General features: G+C 52.8%; 21 protein-coding genes. 17 read left to right on the forward strand and 4 right to left on the reverse strand.

Going from position 1 to position 20,803, the window contains the following annotated elements; translation table 11 throughout:
* Positions 1 to 128: 128 nt before the first annotated feature.
* On the reverse strand, positions 129 to 512 hold the full coding sequence (gene panM / locus AACU19_RS22850) for an aspartate 1-decarboxylase autocleavage activator PanM (RefSeq protein WP_000778764.1): 384 nt from the start codon (positions 510 to 512) through the stop codon (positions 129 to 131).
* Between the two features lie 423 nt (positions 513 to 935).
* Here panM and livK point away from each other — a divergent pair, with 423 nt between their 5' ends.
* From livK to ugpQ, 11 genes are all read left to right on the forward strand, one after another.
* Positions 936 to 2,045, forward strand: coding sequence for a high-affinity branched-chain amino acid ABC transporter substrate-binding protein LivK (gene livK / locus AACU19_RS22855; RefSeq protein ID WP_001353622.1), 1,110 nt, complete (start codon positions 936 to 938; stop codon positions 2,043 to 2,045).
* 47 nt (positions 2,046 to 2,092) lie between these two features.
* Positions 2,093 to 3,019 carry a high-affinity branched-chain amino acid ABC transporter permease LivH gene (gene livH, locus AACU19_RS22860; RefSeq protein WP_001295097.1) on the forward strand — a complete coding sequence of 309 codons (927 nt, stop codon included), beginning with the start codon at positions 2,093 to 2,095 and terminating at the stop codon, positions 3,017 to 3,019.
* Entirely contained in the window at positions 3,016 to 4,293 is a 1,278-nt protein-coding gene (gene livM, locus AACU19_RS22865; protein ID WP_000803807.1) for a branched chain amino acid ABC transporter permease LivM, read from the forward strand. Before livH ends, livM begins: the two co-directional genes overlap by 4 nt.
* Complete coding sequence (gene livG, locus AACU19_RS22870; protein ID WP_000082101.1) at positions 4,290 to 5,057, forward strand: high-affinity branched-chain amino acid ABC transporter ATP-binding protein LivG; 768 nt, start codon at positions 4,290 to 4,292, stop codon at positions 5,055 to 5,057. The genes livM and livG overlap by 4 nt, the downstream gene beginning before the upstream one ends.
* A 1-nt stretch (position 5,058) precedes the next feature.
* Positions 5,059 to 5,772: a high-affinity branched-chain amino acid ABC transporter ATP-binding protein LivF gene (gene livF, locus AACU19_RS22875; protein ID WP_000416895.1), complete on the forward strand. Its 714-nt coding sequence runs from the start codon at positions 5,059 to 5,061 to the stop codon at positions 5,770 to 5,772.
* 118 nt (positions 5,773 to 5,890) lie between these two features.
* Complete coding sequence (locus AACU19_RS22880; protein ID WP_105278591.1) at positions 5,891 to 6,637, forward strand: hypothetical protein; 747 nt, start codon at positions 5,891 to 5,893, stop codon at positions 6,635 to 6,637.
* Between the two features lie 232 nt (positions 6,638 to 6,869).
* Positions 6,870 to 8,186, forward strand: coding sequence for a sn-glycerol-3-phosphate ABC transporter substrate-binding protein UgpB (gene ugpB / locus AACU19_RS22885; RefSeq protein ID WP_104920171.1), 1,317 nt, complete (start codon positions 6,870 to 6,872; stop codon positions 8,184 to 8,186).
* A 97-nt stretch (positions 8,187 to 8,283) separates the two neighbouring features.
* The gene (ugpA, locus tag AACU19_RS22890) at positions 8,284 to 9,171 is read left to right on the forward strand and encodes a sn-glycerol-3-phosphate ABC transporter permease UgpA (RefSeq protein WP_105278592.1); all 888 of its coding nucleotides are present in this window, start codon (positions 8,284 to 8,286) and stop codon (positions 9,169 to 9,171) included.
* Entirely contained in the window at positions 9,168 to 10,013 is an 846-nt protein-coding gene (gene ugpE, locus AACU19_RS22895) for a sn-glycerol-3-phosphate ABC transporter permease UgpE (protein ID WP_105278593.1), read from the forward strand. Before ugpA ends, ugpE begins: the two co-directional genes overlap by 4 nt.
* A 1-nt stretch (position 10,014) precedes the next feature.
* Positions 10,015 to 11,085: a sn-glycerol 3-phosphate ABC transporter ATP binding protein UgpC gene (ugpC, locus tag AACU19_RS22900; RefSeq protein ID WP_000907803.1), complete on the forward strand. Its 1,071-nt coding sequence runs from the start codon at positions 10,015 to 10,017 to the stop codon at positions 11,083 to 11,085.
* The gene (gene ugpQ, locus AACU19_RS22905; RefSeq protein ID WP_000073568.1) at positions 11,082 to 11,825 is read left to right on the forward strand and encodes a glycerophosphodiester phosphodiesterase; all 744 of its coding nucleotides are present in this window, start codon (positions 11,082 to 11,084) and stop codon (positions 11,823 to 11,825) included. The genes ugpC and ugpQ overlap by 4 nt, the downstream gene beginning before the upstream one ends.
* Here ugpQ and AACU19_RS22910 read toward each other — a convergent pair.
* Positions 11,812 to 12,252, reverse strand: coding sequence for a DUF2756 family protein (locus AACU19_RS22910; protein ID WP_000826138.1), 441 nt, complete (start codon positions 12,250 to 12,252; stop codon positions 11,812 to 11,814). The genes ugpQ and AACU19_RS22910 overlap by 14 nt on opposite strands.
* A gap of 119 nt (positions 12,253 to 12,371) precedes the next feature.
* Between AACU19_RS22910 and ggt the strand changes: the two genes are divergently transcribed.
* On the forward strand, positions 12,372 to 14,117 hold the full coding sequence (gene ggt / locus AACU19_RS22915) for a gamma-glutamyltransferase (protein ID WP_105278594.1): 1,746 nt from the start codon (positions 12,372 to 12,374) through the stop codon (positions 14,115 to 14,117).
* A gap of 49 nt (positions 14,118 to 14,166) precedes the next feature.
* On the opposite strand, the gene yhhY is transcribed toward ggt, so the two are convergent.
* Positions 14,167 to 14,655 (reverse strand): N-acetyltransferase, encoded by a 489-nt coding sequence (gene yhhY, locus AACU19_RS22920; protein WP_001355005.1) that lies wholly within the window; start codon positions 14,653 to 14,655, stop codon positions 14,167 to 14,169.
* Between the two features lie 334 nt (positions 14,656 to 14,989).
* Between yhhY and AACU19_RS22925 the strand changes: the two genes are divergently transcribed.
* The 5 genes from AACU19_RS22925 to gntU all read left to right on the forward strand — a co-directional run bounded on the left by AACU19_RS22925 (position 14,990) and on the right by gntU (position 20,075).
* On the forward strand, positions 14,990 to 16,027 hold the full coding sequence (locus AACU19_RS22925) for an oxidoreductase (protein ID WP_000236295.1): 1,038 nt from the start codon (positions 14,990 to 14,992) through the stop codon (positions 16,025 to 16,027).
* A 122-nt stretch (positions 16,028 to 16,149) separates the two neighbouring features.
* Positions 16,150 to 16,845, forward strand: a complete 696-nt coding sequence (gene yhhW, locus AACU19_RS22930; protein WP_105278595.1) for a quercetin 2,3-dioxygenase — start codon at positions 16,150 to 16,152, stop codon at positions 16,843 to 16,845.
* A gap of 223 nt (positions 16,846 to 17,068) precedes the next feature.
* Complete coding sequence (gntR, locus tag AACU19_RS22935; protein ID WP_000730252.1) at positions 17,069 to 18,064, forward strand: gluconate operon transcriptional repressor GntR; 996 nt, start codon at positions 17,069 to 17,071, stop codon at positions 18,062 to 18,064.
* Between the two features lie 139 nt (positions 18,065 to 18,203).
* Positions 18,204 to 18,731 carry a gluconokinase gene (gntK, locus tag AACU19_RS22940; protein ID WP_000108320.1) on the forward strand — a complete coding sequence of 176 codons (528 nt, stop codon included), beginning with the start codon at positions 18,204 to 18,206 and terminating at the stop codon, positions 18,729 to 18,731.
* Positions 18,732 to 18,734: 3 nt separating this feature from the next.
* Positions 18,735 to 20,075, forward strand: coding sequence for a gluconate transporter (gntU, locus tag AACU19_RS22945; protein WP_000210102.1), 1,341 nt, complete (start codon positions 18,735 to 18,737; stop codon positions 20,073 to 20,075).
* Between the two features lie 56 nt (positions 20,076 to 20,131).
* On the opposite strand, the gene yhgN is transcribed toward gntU, so the two are convergent.
* On the reverse strand, positions 20,132 to 20,725 hold the full coding sequence (gene yhgN / locus AACU19_RS22950) for an NAAT family transporter YhgN (protein WP_001002544.1): 594 nt from the start codon (positions 20,723 to 20,725) through the stop codon (positions 20,132 to 20,134).
* Positions 20,726 to 20,803 lie beyond the last annotated feature (78 nt).

Raw genomic sequence — 20,803 nt, forward strand, 5'->3', positions numbered from 1 at the left:
GTAAACGCCTTATCCGGCCTACAAGATCCAAAGAAATCAGTAAATTGCAGCACACATTGTAGGCCTGATAAGCGTAGCGCATCAGGCCATTTCTCGTTGGTCATCACTTTTGAAATCAAACTTGACGATTAACGCTTCTCCCAGCCGCCCTGTTGTGCCGTAAACCCCAGCGCCTGCATAAACGCCGTCATCACGCCGCGATCTTCCACGCCTGCATCTGCCATCCACCAGCCTGAAACGCCAGGATTGTTACGCAAAACCTCTTCCAGCAGATATTGCCCCACACCGCGACGGCGGGTGACTTCCCGCACGCGCAGGGAATCCAGTGCCCCCTCGGTGCCGTTTAAGGTTACCCGCACGGCCGCGAGCAGGCGCTCGTTAAAACGCGCGGCGTAGATACGGTGGTTATCGTCAACCTGTAAAGAGGAAGGGGAGTACTCCGGCCAGATCTTTTGCAGATCAATCCGGTCCTGGTCGCTAAAGTGTTCTAAACGAATGATGGTCAGCTTCATGGGGAACCCGTGTAAATCACAAAAGTGGAACCAGTGTAGCGAAATAATTTAATCGGAGGCTTTCTCTTTTTTATTTCTTTTGGCAGGTGATTAATTTTTTAACAGCAATAATTACAAATTAAAAACATTAGAGAATGAAAAATGTCCAGCATAATCCCCTGAATGGTAGTGAATTATTCCGCCCTTTGTACCGTTATTTTATGCTGACAACGGCGCTTTTTTCTGTTTATCTATCAACAAATTCAGAATATTATCTGTTCTTAATCGACTGAAAAATAGGGATTTTAATCGCTATTATCACAAAACACTGCGCTAAACCCTTAATCAGACAGGCAAAAACAGTGCAGTATAAAAAAAGTACAGTCTGATTTGTTAACACATAAAAACAAAGCAACACAACATCACGAATGGGGATTTTTGACTATGAAACGGAATGCGAAAACTATCATCGCAGGGATGATTGCACTGACAATTTCACACACCGCTATGGCCGACGATATTAAAGTTGCCGTTGTCGGCGCGATGTCCGGTCCGATTGCCCAGTGGGGCGATATGGAATTTAACGGCGCGCGTCAGGCGATTAAAGACATTAATGCCAAAGGGGGAATTAAAGGCGATAAGCTGGTGGGCGTGGAATATGACGACGCCTGCGACCCGAAACAAGCCGTTGCGGTCGCCAACAAAATCGTTAACGACGGCATTAAATACGTTATTGGTCATCTGTGTTCTTCTTCTACCCAACCTGCATCAGATATCTACGAAGATGAAGGTATTTTGATGATCTCGCCGGGGGCGACCAACCCGGAGCTGACCCAACGCGGTTATCAACACATCATGCGTACTGCCGGGCTGGACTCTTCCCAGGGGCCAACAGCGGCAAAATACATTCTTGAGACGGTGAAGCCCCAGCGCATCGCCATCATTCACGACAAACAACAGTATGGCGAAGGGCTGGCGCGTTCGGTGCAGGACGGATTGAAAGCAGCCAATGCCAACGTCGTCTTCTTCGACGGCATTACCGCTGGTGAGAAAGATTTCTCCGCACTGATCGCCCGCCTGAAAAAAGAAAACATCGACTTCGTTTACTACGGCGGTTACTACCCGGAAATGGGGCAGATGCTGCGCCAGGCCCGTTCCGTTGGCCTGAAAACTCAGTTTATGGGGCCGGAAGGGGTGGGTAATGCGTCGCTGTCGAACATTGCTGGTGATGCCGCCGAAGGTATGTTGGTCACTATGCCAAAACGCTATGACCAGGACCCGGCAAACAAAGGCATCGTTGATGCGCTGAAAGCAGACAAGAAAGATCCGTCCGGGCCATATGTCTGGATCACCTACGCGGCGGTGCAATCTCTGGCAACTGCCCTTGAGCGTACCGGCAGCGATGAGCCGCTGGCGCTGGTGAAAGATTTAAAAGCTAACGGTGCAAACACCGTGATTGGGCCGCTGAACTGGGATGAAAAAGGCGATCTTAAGGGATTTGATTTTGGTGTCTTCCAGTGGCACGCCGACGGTTCATCGACGGCAGCCAAGTGATCATCCCACCGCCCGTGAAATGCGGGCGGTTTTAGAAAGGTTACCTTATGTCTGAGCAGTTTTTGTATTTCTTGCAGCAGATGTTTAACGGCGTCACGCTGGGCAGTACCTACGCGCTGATAGCCATCGGCTACACCATGGTTTACGGCATTATCGGCATGATCAACTTCGCCCATGGCGAGGTTTATATGATCGGCAGCTACGTCTCCTTTATGATCATCGCCGCACTGATGATGCTGGGTATTGATACCGGCTGGCTGCTGGTGGCGGCGGGATTCGTCGGCGCAATCGTCATTGCCAGCGCCTATGGCTGGAGTATCGAACGTGTGGCTTACCGCCCGGTGCGTAACTCTAAGCGCCTGATTGCGCTCATCTCGGCAATCGGCATGTCCATCTTCCTGCAAAACTACGTCAGCCTGACCGAAGGTTCGCGCGACGTGGCGCTACCCAGCCTGTTTAACGGTCAGTGGGTTGTGGGCCATAGTGAAAACTTCTCTGCCTCTATTACCACCATGCAGGCGGTTATCTGGATTGTTACCTTCCTCGCCATGTTGGCGCTGACAATTTTCATCCGCTATTCCCGCATGGGGCGCGCCTGTCGTGCTTGCGCGGAAGACCTGAAAATGGCGAGCCTGCTTGGCATCAACACTGACCGGGTGATTGCGCTGACCTTTGTGATTGGCGCGGCGATGGCGGCGGTGGCAGGTGTGCTGCTCGGTCAGTTCTATGGCGTAATTAACCCCTACATCGGCTTTATGGCCGGGATGAAAGCCTTTACCGCTGCGGTGCTCGGTGGGATTGGCAGTATTCCGGGGGCAATGATTGGTGGCCTGATCCTGGGGATTGCGGAAGCGCTCTCTTCTGCCTATCTGAGTACGGAATATAAGGATGTGGTTTCATTTGCCCTGCTGATTCTGGTGCTGCTGGTGATGCCGACCGGTATTCTGGGTCGCCCGGAGGTAGAGAAAGTATGAAACCGATGCATATTGCAATGGCGCTGCTCTCTGCCGCCATGTTCTTTGTTCTCGCGGGCGTCTTTATGGGGGTGCAACTGGAGCTGGACGGCACCAAACTGGTGGTCGACACGGCTTCGGACATCCGTTGGCAGTGGGTGTTTATTGGCACGGCGGTGGTCTTTTTCTTCCAGCTTGTGCGACCTGCGTTTCAGAAAGGATTGAAAAGCGTTTCCGGGCCGAAGTTTATTCTGCCCGCAATTGATGGCTCCACGGTGAAGCAAAAGCTGTTCCTCGTCGCACTGTTGGTGCTTGCGGTGGCGTGGCCGTTTATGGTGTCGCGCGGGACGGTGGATATCGCCACCCTGACTATGATCTACATTATCCTCGGCCTCGGGCTGAACGTGGTGGTGGGGCTGTCTGGCTTACTGGTACTGGGTTACGGTGGTTTTTACGCCATCGGCGCTTACACCTTTGCCTTGCTCAATCACTATTACGGTCTCGGCTTCTGGACCTGTCTGCCGATTGCCGGGTTGATGGCGGCGGCGGCGGGCTTCCTGCTCGGCTTCCCGGTGTTGCGTCTGCGCGGTGACTATCTGGCGATCGTTACCCTCGGTTTCGGCGAAATTGTGCGCATATTGTTGCTCAATAACACCGAAATTACCGGCGGCCCGAACGGAATCAGTCAGATCCCGAAACCGACGCTCTTCGGACTCGAGTTCAGTCGCACCGCCCGCGAAGGCGGCTGGGATACGTTCAGCAATTTCTTTGGCCTGAAATACGACCCGTCCGATCGCGTCATCTTCCTCTACCTGGTGGCGTTACTGTTGGTGGTGTTAAGCCTGTTTGTCATTAACCGCTTACTGCGAATGCCGCTGGGCCGCGCGTGGGAAGCGTTGCGTGAAGATGAAATCGCCTGTCGTTCGCTGGGCTTAAGTCCGCGTCGTATCAAGCTGACCGCTTTTACCATCAGTGCCGCGTTTGCGGGTTTTGCCGGAACGCTGTTTGCTGCGCGTCAGGGCTTTGTCAGCCCGGAATCCTTCACCTTTGCCGAATCAGCCTTTGTGCTGGCGATAGTGGTGCTCGGCGGTATGGGTTCGCAATTTGCAGTGATTCTGGCGGCAATTTTGCTGGTGGTGTCGCGAGAGTTGATGCGTGATTTCAACGAATACAGCATGTTAATGCTCGGTGGTTTGATGGTGCTGATGATGATCTGGCGTCCGCAGGGCTTGCTGCCCATGACGCGCCCGCAACTCAAGCTGAAAAACGGCGCAGCGAAAGGAGAGCAGGCATGAGTCAGCCATTATTATCTGTTAACGGCCTGATGATGCGCTTCGGCGGCCTGCTGGCGGTGAATAACGTCAATCTTGAACTGTACCCGCAGGAGATCGTCTCGTTAATCGGCCCTAACGGTGCCGGAAAAACCACGGTTTTTAACTGCCTGACCGGTTTCTACAAACCCACCGGCGGCACCATTTTACTGCGCGATCAGCATCTGGAAGGTTTACCGGGGCAGCAAATCGCCCGCATGGGCGTGGTGCGCACCTTCCAGCATGTGCGTCTGTTCCGTGAAATGACGGTGATTGAAAACCTGCTGGTGGCGCAGCATCAGCAACTGAAAACCGGGCTGTTCTCTGGCCTGTTGAAAACGCCATCCTTCCGTCGCGCCCAAAGTGAAGCGCTCGACCGCGCCGCCACCTGGCTTGAGCGCATTGGTTTGCTGGAACACGCCAACCGCCAGGCGAGCAACCTGGCCTATGGTGACCAGCGTCGTCTGGAGATTGCCCGCTGTATGGTGACGCAGCCGGAGATTTTAATGCTCGACGAACCGGCAGCAGGTCTTAACCCGAAAGAGACGAAAGAGCTGGATGAGCTGATTGCCGAACTGCGTAACCATCACAACACCACTATCTTGTTGATTGAACACGATATGAAGCTGGTGATGGGGATTTCAGACAGAATTTACGTGGTCAATCAGGGGACGCCGCTGGCAAACGGTACGCCGGAGCAGATCCGTAATAACCCGGACGTGATCCGTGCCTATTTAGGTGAGGCATAAGATGGAAAAAGTCATGTTGTCCTTTGACAAAGTCAGCGCCCACTACGGCAAAATCCAGGCGCTGCATGAGGTGAGCCTGCATATCAATCAGGGCGAGATTGTCACCCTCATTGGCGCGAACGGGGCGGGAAAAACGACCTTGCTCGGCACGTTATGTGGCGACCCGCGCGCCACCAGCGGGCGAATTGTGTTTGATGATAAAGACATTACCGACTGGCAGACGGCGAAAATCATGCGCGAAGCGGTGGCGATTGTCCCGGAAGGACGTCGCGTTTTCTCGCGGATGACGGTGGAAGAGAACCTGGCGATGGGCGGTTTTTTTGCTGAACGTGACCAGTTCCAGGAACGCATAAAGTGGGTTTATGAACTGTTTCCACGTCTGCATGAGCGCCGTGTTCAGCGGGCAGGCACCATGTCCGGCGGTGAACAGCAGATGCTGGCGATTGGTCGCGCTTTGATGAGTAACCCACGTTTGCTATTGCTTGATGAACCCTCGCTCGGACTGGCACCGATTATCATCCAGCAAATTTTCGACACCATCGAACAACTGCGCGAGCAGGGGATGACCATCTTCCTCGTCGAGCAGAACGCCAACCAGGCGCTAAAGCTGGCGGATCGCGGCTACGTGCTGGAAAACGGTCATGTGGTGCTCTCCGATACCGGCGATGCGCTGCTGGCAAACGAAGCGGTGAGAAGTGCATATTTAGGCGGGTAAATTATCGAATACCCGGCAGCCAGCTTCTGCCGGGTTCTTCGTCCGTATACAGACTTGTTTCAACTGACCGGGAGGATTAAAACCAGACCACTTATTTGCCACGGAAAGGTTCCCTCCCATGCATTATGCCGTTGTCGTCATGCTTGAACTGCTTTGCTGTATTCACGCTTATCGCTCCGGACAAGAGCGATACTGGATTTTTATTATCTTCTGTTTTCCGGTGATTGGCTGCGTGGCGTATTTCGTCATGGTTATGCTGCCTGAAACGGGCGCTGACCGTCACGGGCGTACTTTGCTGATGCGCCTGCAGGACAAAATCAGCCCGGAACGCCACCTGCACAAATTAACCGAAGAGCTGGCGATTGCCGAGACCAATCAAAACCATTATGCGTTAGCTAACGAACTGGCGCGCCTTGGGCGTTATCACGAAGCCGTTCCCCATTATCATCAGGCGTTAAGCGGGATATTCGTCCATGAAGCGGCAATGATGCTAAGCCTGGCGCAGGCGCAGTTTGCCATTCAGGAGTTCGCCGCCTGTCAGCAGACGCTGGAAGATGTGATACGTTATAACCCTGATTTTCAGTCGGCAGACGGACACTTGTTATTCGCCAGAACCTTAGCAGCCCAGGAGAAATACGCTGACGCAGAAAGCGAGTTTGAAGTATTGATTTCTTATTACCCCGGCCCTCAGGCACGTATTTTCTATGCGGAAATGCTGGCGAAAATGAGTCGGTTGCGTGAAGCCAACGAGCAGTATGTTGCTGTGGTTGATACGGCTAAACGCTCAAGACCTCATTATAGAAAACACCACCGGGAATGGATTAAGACTGCCAACGAACGGCTGAAGCAGAGTATTGTTCGATAGGCGCTGCGCCAGAGAGTCTCTGGCGCGTTAATTTTTGTGAACGTAGCATTATCCGTGCCCCATCTCCCATTTTCCCTCACCCGTACCGTCACCGCCTTGTCATCTTTCTGACACCTTACTATCTTACAAATGTAACAAAAAAGTTATTTTTCTGTAATTCGAGCATGTCATGTTACCCCGCGAGCATAAAACGCGTGAATTCGCGCATTCGGTACAACAAGAGAGATAAACGATGAAACCGTTACATTATACAGCTTCAGCACTGGCGCTCGGACTGGCGTTAATGGGGAATGCACAGGCAGTGACGACCATTCCGTTCTGGCATTCTATGGAAGGGGAACTGGGTAAAGAGGTGGATTCTCTTGCCCAACGTTTTAACGCCGAAAACCCGGATTACAAAATTGTACCGACCTATAAAGGCAACTACGAACAGAATTTAAGCGCGGGGATTGCCGCATTTCGTACCGGCAACGCGCCGGCTATTTTGCAGGTTTATGAAGTTGGCACCGCCACCATGATGGCGTCGAAAGCCATTAAACCGGTATATGACGTGTTTAAAGAGGCGGGGATTCAATTCGATGAGTCGCAGTTTGTGCCGACGGTTTCAGGTTACTACTCCGACAGCAAAACCGGCCACTTACTCTCCCAGCCGTTCAACAGCTCGACTCCCGTTCTCTATTACAACAAAGACGCCTTCAAGAAAGCGGGGTTAGACCCGGAACAGCCGCCGAAAACCTGGCAGGATCTGGCAGACTATGCCGCGAAACTGAAAGCCTCTGGTATGAAGTGCGGCTACGCCAGCGGCTGGCAGGGCTGGATCCAACTGGAAAACTTTAGCGCCTGGAACGGTCTGCCGTTTGCCAGCAAAAACAACGGCTTTGACGGCACGGACGCGGTGCTTGAGTTCAACAAGCCGGAGCAGGTGAAACACATCGCCATGCTCGAAGAGATGAACAAGAAGGGCGATTTCAGTTACGTAGGGCGTAAGGATGAATCTACCGAGAAGTTCTATAACGGTGATTGCGCGATGACGACCGCCTCTTCGGGTTCTCTTGCCAACATTCGCGAGTACGCCAAATTCAACTACGGCGTAGGCATGATGCCTTACGACGCCGATGCGAAAGACGCGCCGCAAAACGCCATTATCGGCGGAGCCAGCCTGTGGGTGATGCAGGGCAAAGATAAAGAAACTTACACCGGCGTGGCGAAGTTCCTCGACTTCCTCGCGAAGCCAGAAAATGCTGCCGAGTGGCATCAGAAAACCGGTTATCTGCCAATCACCAAAGCGGCGTATAACCTGACCCGTGAGCAGGGCTTTTACGAGAAAAACCCAGGGGCGGATACCGCGACGCGTCAGATGCTGAACAAGCCGCCGTTGCCGTTCACCAAAGGGCTGCGTCTGGGCAATATGCCGCAGATCCGCGTGATTGTGGATGAAGAGCTGGAAAGCGTGTGGACTGGTAAGAAGACGCCACAGCAGGCGCTGGATACCGCTGTTGAGCGTGGGAACCAGTTACTGCGCCGCTTTGAGAAATCTACGAAGTCTTAACCAGTGAAATGTCGGATGCGTTTCGCTTATCTGACCTTGCATCGCGTGTAGGCCGGATAAGCGAAGCGCATCCGGCACAGTTCAGGAATTAACCGTAATGTCATCATCCCGTCCGGTGTTCCGCTCGCGCTGGCTGCCTTATTTGCTGGTCGCGCCGCAGCTTATCATCACCGTTATCTTTTTTATCTGGCCTGCGGGCGAAGCGTTGTGGTACTCGCTACAAAGCGTCGATCCGTTTGGCTTTTCCAGCCAGTTTGTCGGCCTGGATAACTTCGTCACGCTGTTTCATGACAGCTACTATCTCGACTCCTTCTGGACGACGATAAAATTCAGCACCTTTGTCACCGTCAGCGGTTTGCTGGTGTCGCTGTTCTTCGCGGCGCTGGTGGAGTACATCGTGCGCGGCAGCCGTTTCTATCAAACTTTAATGCTGCTGCCGTATGCCGTGGCTCCCGCCGTTGCCGCCGTATTGTGGATCTTCCTGTTTAACCCTGGTCGCGGGCTGATTACTCATTTTCTCGCTGAGTTCGGCTACGACTGGAACCACGCGCAAAACAGCGGTCAGGCGATGTTTCTGGTGGTGTTTGCCTCAGTATGGAAGCAAATCAGCTACAACTTTCTGTTCTTCTATGCCGCGCTGCAATCCATTCCCCGTTCGTTGATTGAAGCCTCAGCCATCGACGGTGCAGGCCCGATTCGCCGCTTCTTTAAGATTGCGCTGCCGCTTATCGCGCCGGTGAGTTTCTTCCTGCTGGTGGTGAACCTGGTGTATGCCTTCTTCGACACCTTCCCGGTGATCGATGCCGCCACGTCCGGCGGACCAGTACAGGCCACCACGACGCTGATTTATAAGATCTATCGTGAAGGCTTTACTGGACTGGATCTGGCTTCCTCTGCCGCGCAGTCGGTGGTGTTGATGTTCCTCGTCATCGTGCTGACGGTGGTGCAGTTCCGCTATGTTGAAAGCAAGGTGCGTTACCAATGATTGAGAACCGTCCGTGGCTGACTGTATTCAGCCATACCATGCTGATCCTCGGGATCGCGGTGATCCTCTTCCCGCTGTACGTGGCGTTTGTCGCGGCGACGCTGGATAAACAGGCCGTCTACGCCGCGCCGATGACGCTCATCCCCGGCACGCATCTGCTGGAAAATATCCACAACATCTGGGTGAACGGGGTAGGCACAAATAGCGCGCCGTTCTGGCGGATGTTGCTTAACAGCTTCGTGATGGCGTTCAGCATTACGCTCGGCAAAATTACCGTCTCGATACTCTCGGCATTTGCCATTGTCTGGTTTCGTTTTCCGCTGCGTAACCTCTTCTTCTGGATGATTTTTATCACCCTGATGCTGCCAGTTGAAGTGCGTATCTTCCCGACAGTAGAAGTCATCGCCAACCTGAACATGCTCGACAGCTACGCTGGTTTAACGCTGCCGCTGATGGCCTCGGCAACCGCTACCTTCCTGTTCCGCCAGTTCTTTATGACGCTACCGGATGAACTGGTGGAAGCCGCGCGGATCGACGGCGCGTCACCAATGCGTTTCTTTTGCGACATCGTTTTCCCGCTGTCGAAAACCAATCTGGCGGCGCTGTTTGTGATCACTTTTATTTACGGCTGGAACCAGTATTTGTGGCCGTTGTTGATTATTACCGATGTTGATCTCGGCACCACCGTGGCAGGAATCAAAGGGATGATCGCTACAGGCGAAGGCACCACGGAATGGAATTCGGTGATGGCGGCGATGTTGTTAACGCTTATCCCTCCGGTGGTGATTGTTTTAGTGATGCAGCGTGCCTTCGTGCGCGGCCTGGTCGATAGTGAGAAATAAGATGGCAGGACTGAAATTACAGGCAGTAACCAAAAGCTGGGATGGCAAAACCCAGGTCATTAAACCGCTGACCCTTGATGTGGCGGATGGCGAATTTATCGTGATGGTCGGGCCGTCTGGCTGCGGGAAATCCACGCTGCTGCGCATGGTTGCCGGGCTGGAGCGGGTCACCGAAGGCGATATCTGGATTAACGACCAACGCGTGACCGAAATGGAGCCGAAAGATCGCGGGATTGCGATGGTGTTCCAGAACTACGCGCTTTATCCGCATATGAGTGTCGAAGAAAACATGGCGTGGGGGCTGAAAATTCGCGGCATGGGCAAGCAACAAATTGCCGAACGTGTTAAAGAAGCGGCGCGTATTCTGGAGCTGGATGGCCTGCTCAAGCGTCGTCCGCGTGAGCTTTCTGGCGGTCAGCGTCAGCGTGTAGCGATGGGCCGTGCGATTGTGCGCGATCCGGCGGTGTTCCTGTTTGATGAGCCGCTCTCTAACCTCGATGCCAAGCTGCGCGTTCAGATGCGCCTTGAGCTGCAACAACTGCACCGTCGCCTGAAAACGACTTCACTCTACGTTACTCACGATCAGGTTGAGGCGATGACGCTCGCTCAGCGGGTAATGGTGATGAACGGCGGCGTTGCCGAACAGATTGGCACGCCAGTTGAAGTCTACGAAAAGCCCGCCACTCTGTTTGTGGCGAGTTTTATCGGCAGTCCGGCGATGAACCTGCTGACAGGCCGCGTGAATAACGAAGGCACGCATTTCGAACTGGATGGCGGTATCGCGCTACCGCTAAACGGTGGCTACCGTCAGTATGCCGGGCGTAAAATGACTCTTGGCATTCGCCCGGAACATATTGCGTTAAGCTCGCAGGCAGAAGGCGGCATACCGCTGGTGATGGACACGCTGGAGATCCTCGGCGCAGATAACCTGGCGCACGGACGCTGGGGCGAACAGAAGCTGGTGGTGCGACTGGCGCATCAGGAGCGCCCGACGGCAGGCAGCACGCTGTGGCTGCATTTGCCGGAAAATCAGCTGCATCTTTTTGATGGTGAAACAGGACAACGAGTATGAGTAACTGGCCTTATCCCCGCATCGTCGCCCACCGTGGCGGCGGTAAGCTGGCCCCGGAAAACACCCTGGCGGCAATCGACGTTGGGGCAAAATACGGTCATAAGATGATCGAATTTGATGCGAAGTTATCGAAAGATGGTGAGATCTTCCTGCTGCATGACGATAATCTCGAACGCACCAGCAACGGCTGGGGCGTCGCGGGCGATCTGAACTGGCAGGATTTACTGCGCGTGGATGCGGGCAGTTGGTACAGCAAAGCGTTTAAAGGTGAGCCGCTGCCGTTGCTTTCGCAGGTGGCGGAACGCTGCCGTGAACATGGGATGATGGCAAATATTGAAATCAAACCCACCACTGGCACTGGTCCATTAACGGGTAAAATGGTATCGCTGGCGGCGCGCGAACTGTGGGCTGGTATGACGCCGCCGCTGCTGTCATCGTTTGAGATTGATGCTTTAGAAGCCGCGCAACAGGCTGCACCGGAACTGCCGCGCGGTTTGTTGCTGGATGAGTGGCGCGACGACTGGCGCGAACTGACCACGCGGCTGGGCTGCGTCTCTATTCATCTCAATCATAAGTTGCTCGATAAAGCGCGAGTGATGCAGTTGAAAGACGCTGGATTACGGATTCTGGTTTATACCGTCAACAAACCCCAGCGCGCGGCAGAGTTGCTGCGCTGGGGCGTGGATTGCATCTGTACCGATGCGATTGATGTGATTGGCCCGAACTTTACGGCCCAATAGTTTTCAACGGAATATCAGGCTGCGGCGTGCTGGGCTGATTCAGCATGTCGCCGTTTCTCCTCTCCGGCAACATATGCTGCTGATTCAACGAACTATCCGGATTACGGTTGCTGTTTAACATCCCGCCGTTGGTGTTGGGCAGCATTTGCTGCCGGGCGGGATTTAGCTCCCCCGGCTGTGACTGCAATACCCGCTGCGAGTTGCTATTAAGCTGATTTTCTAAATGCTGCTGTTGCAACTGCGTTTGCGTTTTCAGTTGCTGATTCAGCATCCCTTTTTGCTGGATTTGCTGCGTTTGCATTTGAGTTTGCATTCGCTGCTGGCTGGGGATCTGATACCCCGGCTGGTTAGGGTTGTTCAGAGTATTAATGGGCTGTGCAAAGCCGACAAAAGGCAGGAGTGCCGTCAAAAGCAGAAGTCGTTTCATCGCGTATCCTCCTCTGAAGATATTCTTTAAGTTTACTCCTTTCCTGCAATCATCAGGATTAATTCAGAGTTATATACCAGGCTTAGCTGGGGTTGCCTCTTAATCTCTGGAGTATAACGATGATAAAACCGACGTTTTTACGCCGGGTGGCTATTGCTGCTCTGCTCACAGGAAGTTGTTTTAGTGCTGTCGCCGCGCCACCTGCGCCACCGCCAGTCTCGTATGGCGTGGAGGAGGATGTCTTCCATCCGGTACGCGCGAAGCAGGGGATGGTAGCATCTGTGGACGCCACTGCCACTCAGGTGGGGGTAGATATCCTTAAGCAGGGCGGGAATGCCGTTGATGCTGCCGTGGCAGTGGGCTACGCGCTGGCGGTAACGCATCCGCAGGCAGGGAATCTGGGCGGCGGCGGTTTTATGCTGATCCGCACTAAAGATGGCAATACCACCGCCATCGATTTCCGCGAAATGGCACCCGCCAAAGCGACCCGCGATATGTTCCTTGATGATCAGGGCAACCCGGACAGCAAAAGATCTCTCACTTCGCATCTTGCTTCTGGCACACCCGGTACGGTAGCGGGCTTCTCGTTGGCGCTGGAGAAATACGGCACCATGCCGCTGAACAAAGTTGTGCAGCCTGCGTTTAAACTGGCACGCGATGGTTTTATCGTTAACGATGCGCTGGCAGACGATCTCAAAACCTACGGCAGTGAAGTGCTACCAAATCACGAAAACAGCAAAGCTATCTTCTGGAAAGAGGGCGAACCGCTGAAAAAGGGCGACAAGCTGGTACAGACGAATCTGGCAAAGAGCCTGGAGATGATTGCCGAAAACGGCCCGGATGAATTCTACAAAGGCACGATAGCGGAACAGATCGCCCTGGAGATGCAGAAAAACGGTGGCTTGATCACTAAAGAAGATTTAGCGGCCTATAAAGCGGTCGAACGTACACCAATAAGTGGCGATTATCGCGGGTATCAGGTTTACTCCATGCCACCGCCATCCTCCGGCGGGATCCATATCGTACAGATCCTCAATATTCTGGAAAACTTCGATATGCAGAAATACGGCTTTGGCAGCGCCGACGCGATGCAAATCATGGCAGAAGCGGAGAAACATGCCTACGCCGATCGCTCGGAATATCTTGGCGACCCGGATTTTGTCAAAGTACCGTGGCAGGCGCTGACCAATAAAGCCTATGCCAAATCTATTGCCGATCAAATCGATATCAATAAAGCGAAGCCATCCAGCGAAATTCGTCCTGGCAAGCTTGCGCCTTATGAGAGTAATCAAACTACCCATTACTCAGTGGTGGATAAAGACGGTAACGCCGTGGCGGTGACCTATACGCTGAACACCACCTTCGGTACGGGTATTGTCGCGGGTGAGAGCGGTATTCTGCTTAATAATCAGATGGATGATTTCTCCGCCAAACCGGGCGTACCGAACGTTTACGGGCTGGTGGGCGGCGATGCTAACGCTGTCGGGCCGAATAAACGTCCGCTGTCATCAATGTCACCAACCATTGTGGTGAAAGACGGAAAAACCTGGCTGGTGACCGGTAGTCCTGGCGGAAGCCGAATTATCACCACTGTGCTGCAAATGGTGGTGAACAGCATCGATTATGGCATGAATGTCGCCGAAGCGACCAATGCGCCGCGTTTCCACCATCAGTGGTTGCCGGACGAGCTGCGTGTTGAGAAAGGATTTAGTCCGGATACGCTCAAGCTGCTGGAAGCAAAAGGTCAGAAAGTGGCGCTAAAAGAGGCGATGGGCAGTACACAAAGCATTATGGTTGGGCCGGACGGCGAATTGTATGGCGCTTCCGACCCACGTTCGGTAGATGATTTAACGGCGGGGTATTAATATCTTAAGCCCTCTCCAGGTAGGTGAGGGCTTTTAGATTACAAATTCTCTATTTCACCCGCGCCATATAATACGCATCGACATATTCGCCATTACGAAAAGCGTAATTTTTGCCGGTACCTTCTATGAGAAATCCGAATTTTTTATAGACTGCGATTGCTGGGGCGTTATCCGCAAACACCGTCAACTCAATACGATCTATCCGTAACCAGTTGTCGCACATTTCAATCAATTCGCGGATCAGGGCGCTGGCGATGCCACGGTTGTGCCAGCGGGAGTCAACACAGATACCAAAAGTTGCAACATGACTGCGACGTGGGCCTTGATAAGCTTCCACGAAAAGATGACCCACCACGATACTATCAATGCAGGCAACCAGTTGTTTAAATCCCTGGCGATCTTTCAATCTTTCTGGCCACCAGCCTTCCGAAGGATGAGGTAGTTGTAGCGTGTTGTAATACACCTCCGGCTGGGCGTGAATCTGCCTGATGGCCTCGTAATCCCGTGTTTCTGCGTGGCGTATTACTATCTCACTCATTCCTTTGTCCTCTTTGGGGTAAATGTCCCTTTCAACATCATTGACTTTCAAATGCGAGTCAAATGCATTTTTTTGCAAAAAGTGTTGGACAAGTGCGAATGAGAATGATTATTATTGTCTCGCGATCAGGAAGACCCTCGCGGAGAACCTGAAAGCACGACATTGCTCACATTGCTTCCAGTATTACTTAGCCAGCCGGGTGCTGGCTTTTTTTTTTGACCTTTCGTTCTCAATTTATCCACGGGAAGTGCTTGTGTTTGTTATGCGCACTCCTGTAGGAACCGCGTCCGCTTTGCGCTAAGGTGTAAATAACCACCTTAAAAAGGACGAAATCATGGTCATCAACTGCGCCTTTATTGGCTTCGGCAAAAGCACCACCCGTTACCATCTGCCGTATGTACTTAACCGCAAGGATAGCTGGCATGTCGCGCATATTTTTCGCCGCCATGCGAAGCCGGAAGAACAGGCCCCCATTTACTCTCATATCCATTTCACCAGCGATCTCGACGAAGTACTAAACGATCCCGATGTTAAGCTGGTTGTTGTCTGCACCCATGCGGACAGCCACTTCGAGTACGCGAAGCGCGCGCTGGAGGCTGGGAAAAATGTGCTGGTCGAAAAACCGTTTACTCCGACGCTTGCCCAGGCGAAAGAACTTTTTGCGCTGGCGAAAAGTAAAGGGCTGACCGTCACGCCGTATCAGAATCGTCGCTTTGATTCCTGTTTTCTGACGGCGAAAAAAGCGATTGAAAGCGGCAAGCTGGGAGAGATTGTTGAAGTGGAAAGCCATTTTGACTATTACCGCCCAGTGGCAGAAACCAAACCTGGACTGCCGCAGGATGGCGCGTTCTATGGCCTTGGTGTGCATACGATGGACCAGATTATCTCGCTGTTCGGTCGCCCGGATCACGTCGCTTATGACATCCGCAGCCTGCGTAATAAAGCCAATCCTGACGACACCTTTGAAGCGCAGCTATTTTATGGCGATCTAAAAGCCATCGTCAAAACCAGCCATCTGGTGAAAATCGATTATCCGAAATTTATCGTTCATGGGAAGAAAGGTTCGTTTATTAAATACGGTATCGACCAGCAGGAAACCAGCCTGAAGGCTAACATTATGCCCGGCGAACCGGGATTCGCAGCGGATGATTCGGTCGGTGTGCTGGAGTATGTCAATGACGAGGGCGTTACGGTCAGAGAAGAGATGAAGCCGGAGATGGGCGATTACGGACGCGTTTATGATGCGTTGTACCAAACCATCACCAACGGTGCACCAAATTACGTCAAGGAATCTGAAGTTCTTACCAATCTGGAAATCCTTGAACGCGGTTTTGAGCAAGCCTCTCCCTCCACAGTGACTCTTGCGAAGTAAGTTTGATGACCTCTCGAATAGTTCAATTTTTTTGAACAGAGGGGTCAATTTTCACCCTCTATCATCCCAGGCGGATCGGGTCCACACTAAGCCCATCGAAATCATTCAGGGGGCGAATACAAATGATCTACTTACGCAAAGCAAATGAACGTGGTCATGCAAATCATGGCTGGCTGGACTCCTGGCATACTTTCTCTTTTGCCAACTATTACGATCCGAACTTTATGGGCTTCTCCGCGCTGCGCGTGATTAACGACGACGTGATTGAAGCAGGGCAGGGCTTCGGCACTCACCCGCATAAAGATATGGAAATTTTGACCTACGTGCTGGAAGGTACTGTTGAGCACCAGGACAGCATGGGCAATAAAGAGCAGGTTCCGGCGGGCGAGTTCCAGATTATGAGTGCGGGTACGGGTATTCGTCACTCAGAGTACAACCCAAGCAGTACCGAGCGTCTGCATCTGTATCAGATCTGGATCATGCCAGAAGAAAACGGCATTACGCCACGTTATGAACAACGTCGCTTCGATGCCGTACAGGGTAAACAGCTGGTGCTTTCGCCTGATGCGCGAGATGGTTCGTTGAAAGTGCATCAGGATATGGAGCTGTACCGTTGGGCGCTGGTGAAAGATGAGCAGTCGATTCATCAGATTGCCGCTGAACGCCGCGTCTGGATTCAGGTAGTGAAAGGCAATGTTACCATTAACGGCGTGAAAGCCTCGACCAGCGATGGTATGGCAATCTGGGATGAGCAGGCAATCTCCATCCACGCTGACAGCGACAGCGAAGTGTTACTGTTCGATCTGCCGCCGGTTTAAAACTTAACGGCATTTTTGAAGCCTGCCTTTTTGCGGGCTTCATCGCTCGCCCCGGTCGCGTGCTGATGTACGCGACCGGGGTTTCGTCGCGTCTTTAGCACAATGCGATGCAATTGATTTAGTGTATATCTAATTATTGTAAACAAGCACTGTTTTCTCCGGGAAGGTTCTGATGCGTCCGTGTTAAACTAAAAGAATCTATCTCTTTTGTACCTTCAGGACGATGAAAAAGAAAAGACCCGTACTTCAGGATGTGGCTGACCGTGTAGGCGTGACCAAAATGACGGTCAGCCGTTTTTTACGCAACCCGGAGCAGGTTTCCGTCGCTCTACGTGGCAAGATTGCCGCCGCTCTTGATGAACTGGGTTATATTCCCAATCGCGCGCCCGATATCCTCTCTAACGCCACCAGCCGGGCGATTGGCGTCCTGTTACCTTCACTCACCAACCAGGTTTTCGCTGAAGTATTACGCGGTATCGAAAGCGTCACCGACGCACACGGTTATCAGACGATGCTGGCGCACTACGGTTATAAACCGGAAATGGAGCAAGAACGCCTCGAATCAATGCTTTCCTGGAATATCGACGGACTTATTCTCACCGAACGTACCCACACGCCCCGCACCTTAAAGATGATTGAAGTAGCGGGTATTCCGGTGGTGGAGCTGATGGACAGTAAGTCGCCGTGCCTCGATATCGCCGTCGGTTTTGATAACTTTGAAGCGGCACGCCAGATGACCACCGCCATTATTGCTCGCGGGCATCGTCACATTGCCTATCTCGGCGCACGCCTCGACGAACGTACTATCATCAAACAGAAGGGATATGAGCAGGCGATGCTGGATGCAGGCCTGGTGCCGTATAGCGTGATGGTCGAGCAATCTTCTTCTTACTCTTCCGGTATTGAACTGATTCGCCAGGCGCGGCGGGAATATCCGCAGTTGGATGGCGTATTTTGTACTAATGATGACCTGGCGGTCGGCGCGGCGTTTGAATGTCAGCGTCTGGGGCTGAAAGTTCCTGACGATATGGCGATTGCCGGTTTCCACGGTCATGACATTGGTCAGGTGATGGAGCCACGGCTGGCGAGCGTGCTGACGCCGCGTGAGCGGATGGGCAGCATTGGCGCTGAGCGCCTGCTGGCGCGTATTCGTGGCGAATCTGTGACACCGAAAATGTTAGATTTAGGTTTCACCTTGTCACCGGGCGGATCTATTTAAGCTCACAAATTTGAAGTAGCTCACACTTATACACTTAAGGCACGGATGGATATTGCTTCTGTTTTTGTCCGGTTGGACAATGTTACCGATAACAGTTACCCGTAACATTTTCTGATTCTTGTATTGTGGGGGCACCACTTTGAGCACGACTAACCATGATCACCACATTTACGTCTTGATGGGCGTATCGGGCAGCGGCAAATCTGCAGTCGCCAGTGAAGTGGCGCATCAACTTCATGCCGCGTTTCTTGATGGCGATTTCCTCCATCCGCGCTGCAATATCGAAAAAATGGCGTCTGGCGAACCGCTGAATGACGACGATCGCAAACCATGGTTACAGGCGCTTAACGACGCCGCGTTTGCCATGCAGCGCACCAATAAAGTGTCGCTGATCGTCTGTTCTGCACTGAAAAAGCACTATCGCGACCTGCTGCGTGAAGGTAATCCGAATCTCTCTTTCATCTACCTGAAAGGCGATTTTGATGTAATTGAAAGCCGTCTGAAAGCGCGCAAAGGCCATTTCTTTAAAACCCAAATGCTGGTGACGCAGTTTGAAACGCTGCAGGAGCCGGGTGCGGACGAAACCGATGTACTGGTGGTGGATATCGATCAACCGCTGGAAGGTGTTGTGGCAAGCACCATTGAGGTTATTAAAAAAGGCAAATAAGTAGTGACTACATTAACGCTTGTTTTAACAGCAGTAGGGTCTGTTTTACTGCTGCTGTTTTTAGTCATGAAGGCGCGTATGCACGCTTTCCTGGCTTTGATGGTGGTGTCTATGGGGGCTGGCCTTTTTTCCGGTATGCCGCTCGATAAAATCGCAGCGACGATGGAAAAAGGGATGGGAGGCACCCTCGGCTTCCTGGCGGTAGTTGTCGCCCTGGGAGCCATGTTTGGCAAGATCTTACATGAAACCGGCGCAGTCGATCAGATTGCCGTCAAAATGCTCAAATCCTTCGGTCACAGTCGTGCGCATTATGCCATTGGCCTTGCGGGCCTGGTTTGTGCGCTACCACTGTTCTTTGAAGTGGCGATTGTCCTGTTGATTAGCGTTGCTTTCTCAATGGCGCGCCATACCGGCACGAACCTGGTGAAGCTGGTTATCCCGTTATTCGCGGGCGTGGCGGCAGCAGCGGCGTTCTTACTACCGGGGCCAGCGCCAATGCTGCTGGCATCGCAGATGAATGCTGACTTTGGCTGGATGATCCTGATTGGCCTGTGTGCGGCAATCCCGGGAATGATTATTGCCGGGCCGCTGTGGGGTAATTTCATCAGCCGCTACGTGGAGCTGCATATTCCTGACGATATCAGCGAACCGCATCTCGGCGAAGGCAAAATGCCGTCCTTCGGATTCAGCCTGTCGCTGATCCTGCTGCCGCTGGTGCTGGTGGGGCTGAAAACCATTGCCGCGCGTTTTGTGCCGGAAGGCTCTACCGCTTACGAATGGTTCGAGTTTATCGGTCATCCGTTTACCGCAATTCTGGTCGCTTGCCTGGTAGCAATTTACGGCCTGGCGATGCGTCAGGGTATGCCGAAAGACAAAGTGATGGAGATTTGCGGTCACGCGCTGCAACCGGCGGGGATTATTCTGCTGGTGATTGGTGCAGGCGGCGTGTTCAAACAGGTGCTGGTTGACTCTGGCGTAGGTCCGGCGCTGGGCGAAGCGTTAACCGGCATGGGTCTGCCGATTGCCATCACCTGCTTCGTGCTGGCAGCTGCAGTGCGCATCATTCAGGGTTCTGCCACCGTTGCCTGTTTAACGGCGGTAGGGCTGGTGATGCCGGTTATTGAACAGCTGAACTACTCCGGTGCGCAAATGGCGGCGCTGTCGATTTGTATCGCCGGTGGTTCGATTGTTGTCAGCCACGTTAACGACGCCGGTTTCTGGTTGTTCGGTAAATTTACCGGCGCGACCGAAGCCGAAACGCTGAAAACCTGGACCATGATGGAAACCATCCTCGGCACCGTTGGTGCCATCGTCGGGATGATTGCGTTCCAGCTGTTGAGTTAAGTTTGTTCGCCCGGTAGTTGTGACGCTACCGGGCTCTTTTCGAAAAACTCTCCTCGTTACCCCTTCATCCACATTCGAATGCCGTCGAGGAACATCTGAGTTGCCATCATCACCAGAATCAATCCCATCAGGCGTTCAAGTGCATTCACCCCTTTCTCGCCCAGCAGACGTAAAAATAGCGAAGACTGTAGCAGGATGACAAAGGTGCCGCCCCAGGCCAGCAGCAGGGCAATCACCAGATGCCCCATCTGATTCGGGTACTGATGAGACAGCAACATCAGCGTGGCGAGAATAGTCGGCCCGGCGACTAACGGTATTGCCAACGGCACGATAAACGGCTCTTCACCTGCCGGAAGCCCGCTGCTATTTCCTGAAGCACTGGGGAAAATCATCTTAATGGCGATCAGAAACAGAATGATGCCGCCAGAAATGGAGACGGTTTCTGCCCGCAGGCTAAGAAATGCCAGAATTTTCTCACCCGCAAACAGGAACACCAGCATCACCAGGAGAGCAATAAGCAACTCTCGCACCATGATTGCCCGCCGTCTTTTCGGTTCAGTATGTTTCAGTACGGACATGAAAATAGGTAGGTTTCCGAGCGGATCCATAATCAGGATCAATAAAACTGCTGCAGAAATGATTTCATTCATAACTCAAATTCCCTGATAATTGCCGCGGACTTTCTGCGTGCTAACAAAGCAGGATAAGTCGCATTACTGATGGCTTCG

Origin of the sequence: Escherichia sp. MOD1-EC4550, from assembly GCF_963876935.1 — a bacterium.
In the GTDB taxonomy this organism is placed as follows: domain Bacteria; phylum Pseudomonadota; class Gammaproteobacteria; order Enterobacterales; family Enterobacteriaceae; genus Escherichia; species Escherichia coli_F.

Coding starts and splice junctions, on each gene's coding strand:
- panM (WP_000778764.1), bottom strand. CDS start 512: ATGAAGCTGACCATCATTCGTTTAGAACACTTTAGCGACCAGGACCGG.
- livK (WP_001353622.1), top strand. CDS start 936: ATGAAACGGAATGCGAAAACTATCATCGCAGGGATGATTGCACTGACA.
- livH (WP_001295097.1), top strand. CDS start 2,093: ATGTCTGAGCAGTTTTTGTATTTCTTGCAGCAGATGTTTAACGGCGTC.
- livM (WP_000803807.1), top strand. CDS start 3,016: ATGAAACCGATGCATATTGCAATGGCGCTGCTCTCTGCCGCCATGTTC.
- livG (WP_000082101.1), top strand. CDS start 4,290: ATGAGTCAGCCATTATTATCTGTTAACGGCCTGATGATGCGCTTCGGC.
- livF (WP_000416895.1), top strand. CDS start 5,059: ATGGAAAAAGTCATGTTGTCCTTTGACAAAGTCAGCGCCCACTACGGC.
- AACU19_RS22880 (WP_105278591.1), top strand. CDS start 5,891: ATGCATTATGCCGTTGTCGTCATGCTTGAACTGCTTTGCTGTATTCAC.
- ugpB (WP_104920171.1), top strand. CDS start 6,870: ATGAAACCGTTACATTATACAGCTTCAGCACTGGCGCTCGGACTGGCG.
- ugpA (WP_105278592.1), top strand. CDS start 8,284: ATGTCATCATCCCGTCCGGTGTTCCGCTCGCGCTGGCTGCCTTATTTG.
- ugpE (WP_105278593.1), top strand. CDS start 9,168: ATGATTGAGAACCGTCCGTGGCTGACTGTATTCAGCCATACCATGCTG.
- ugpC (WP_000907803.1), top strand. CDS start 10,015: ATGGCAGGACTGAAATTACAGGCAGTAACCAAAAGCTGGGATGGCAAA.
- ugpQ (WP_000073568.1), top strand. CDS start 11,082: ATGAGTAACTGGCCTTATCCCCGCATCGTCGCCCACCGTGGCGGCGGT.
- AACU19_RS22910 (WP_000826138.1), bottom strand. CDS start 12,252: ATGAAACGACTTCTGCTTTTGACGGCACTCCTGCCTTTTGTCGGCTTT.
- ggt (WP_105278594.1), top strand. CDS start 12,372: ATGATAAAACCGACGTTTTTACGCCGGGTGGCTATTGCTGCTCTGCTC.
- yhhY (WP_001355005.1), bottom strand. CDS start 14,655: ATGAGTGAGATAGTAATACGCCACGCAGAAACACGGGATTACGAGGCC.
- AACU19_RS22925 (WP_000236295.1), top strand. CDS start 14,990: ATGGTCATCAACTGCGCCTTTATTGGCTTCGGCAAAAGCACCACCCGT.
- yhhW (WP_105278595.1), top strand. CDS start 16,150: ATGATCTACTTACGCAAAGCAAATGAACGTGGTCATGCAAATCATGGC.
- gntR (WP_000730252.1), top strand. CDS start 17,069: ATGAAAAAGAAAAGACCCGTACTTCAGGATGTGGCTGACCGTGTAGGC.
- yhgN (WP_001002544.1), bottom strand. CDS start 20,725: ATGAATGAAATCATTTCTGCAGCAGTTTTATTGATCCTGATTATGGAT.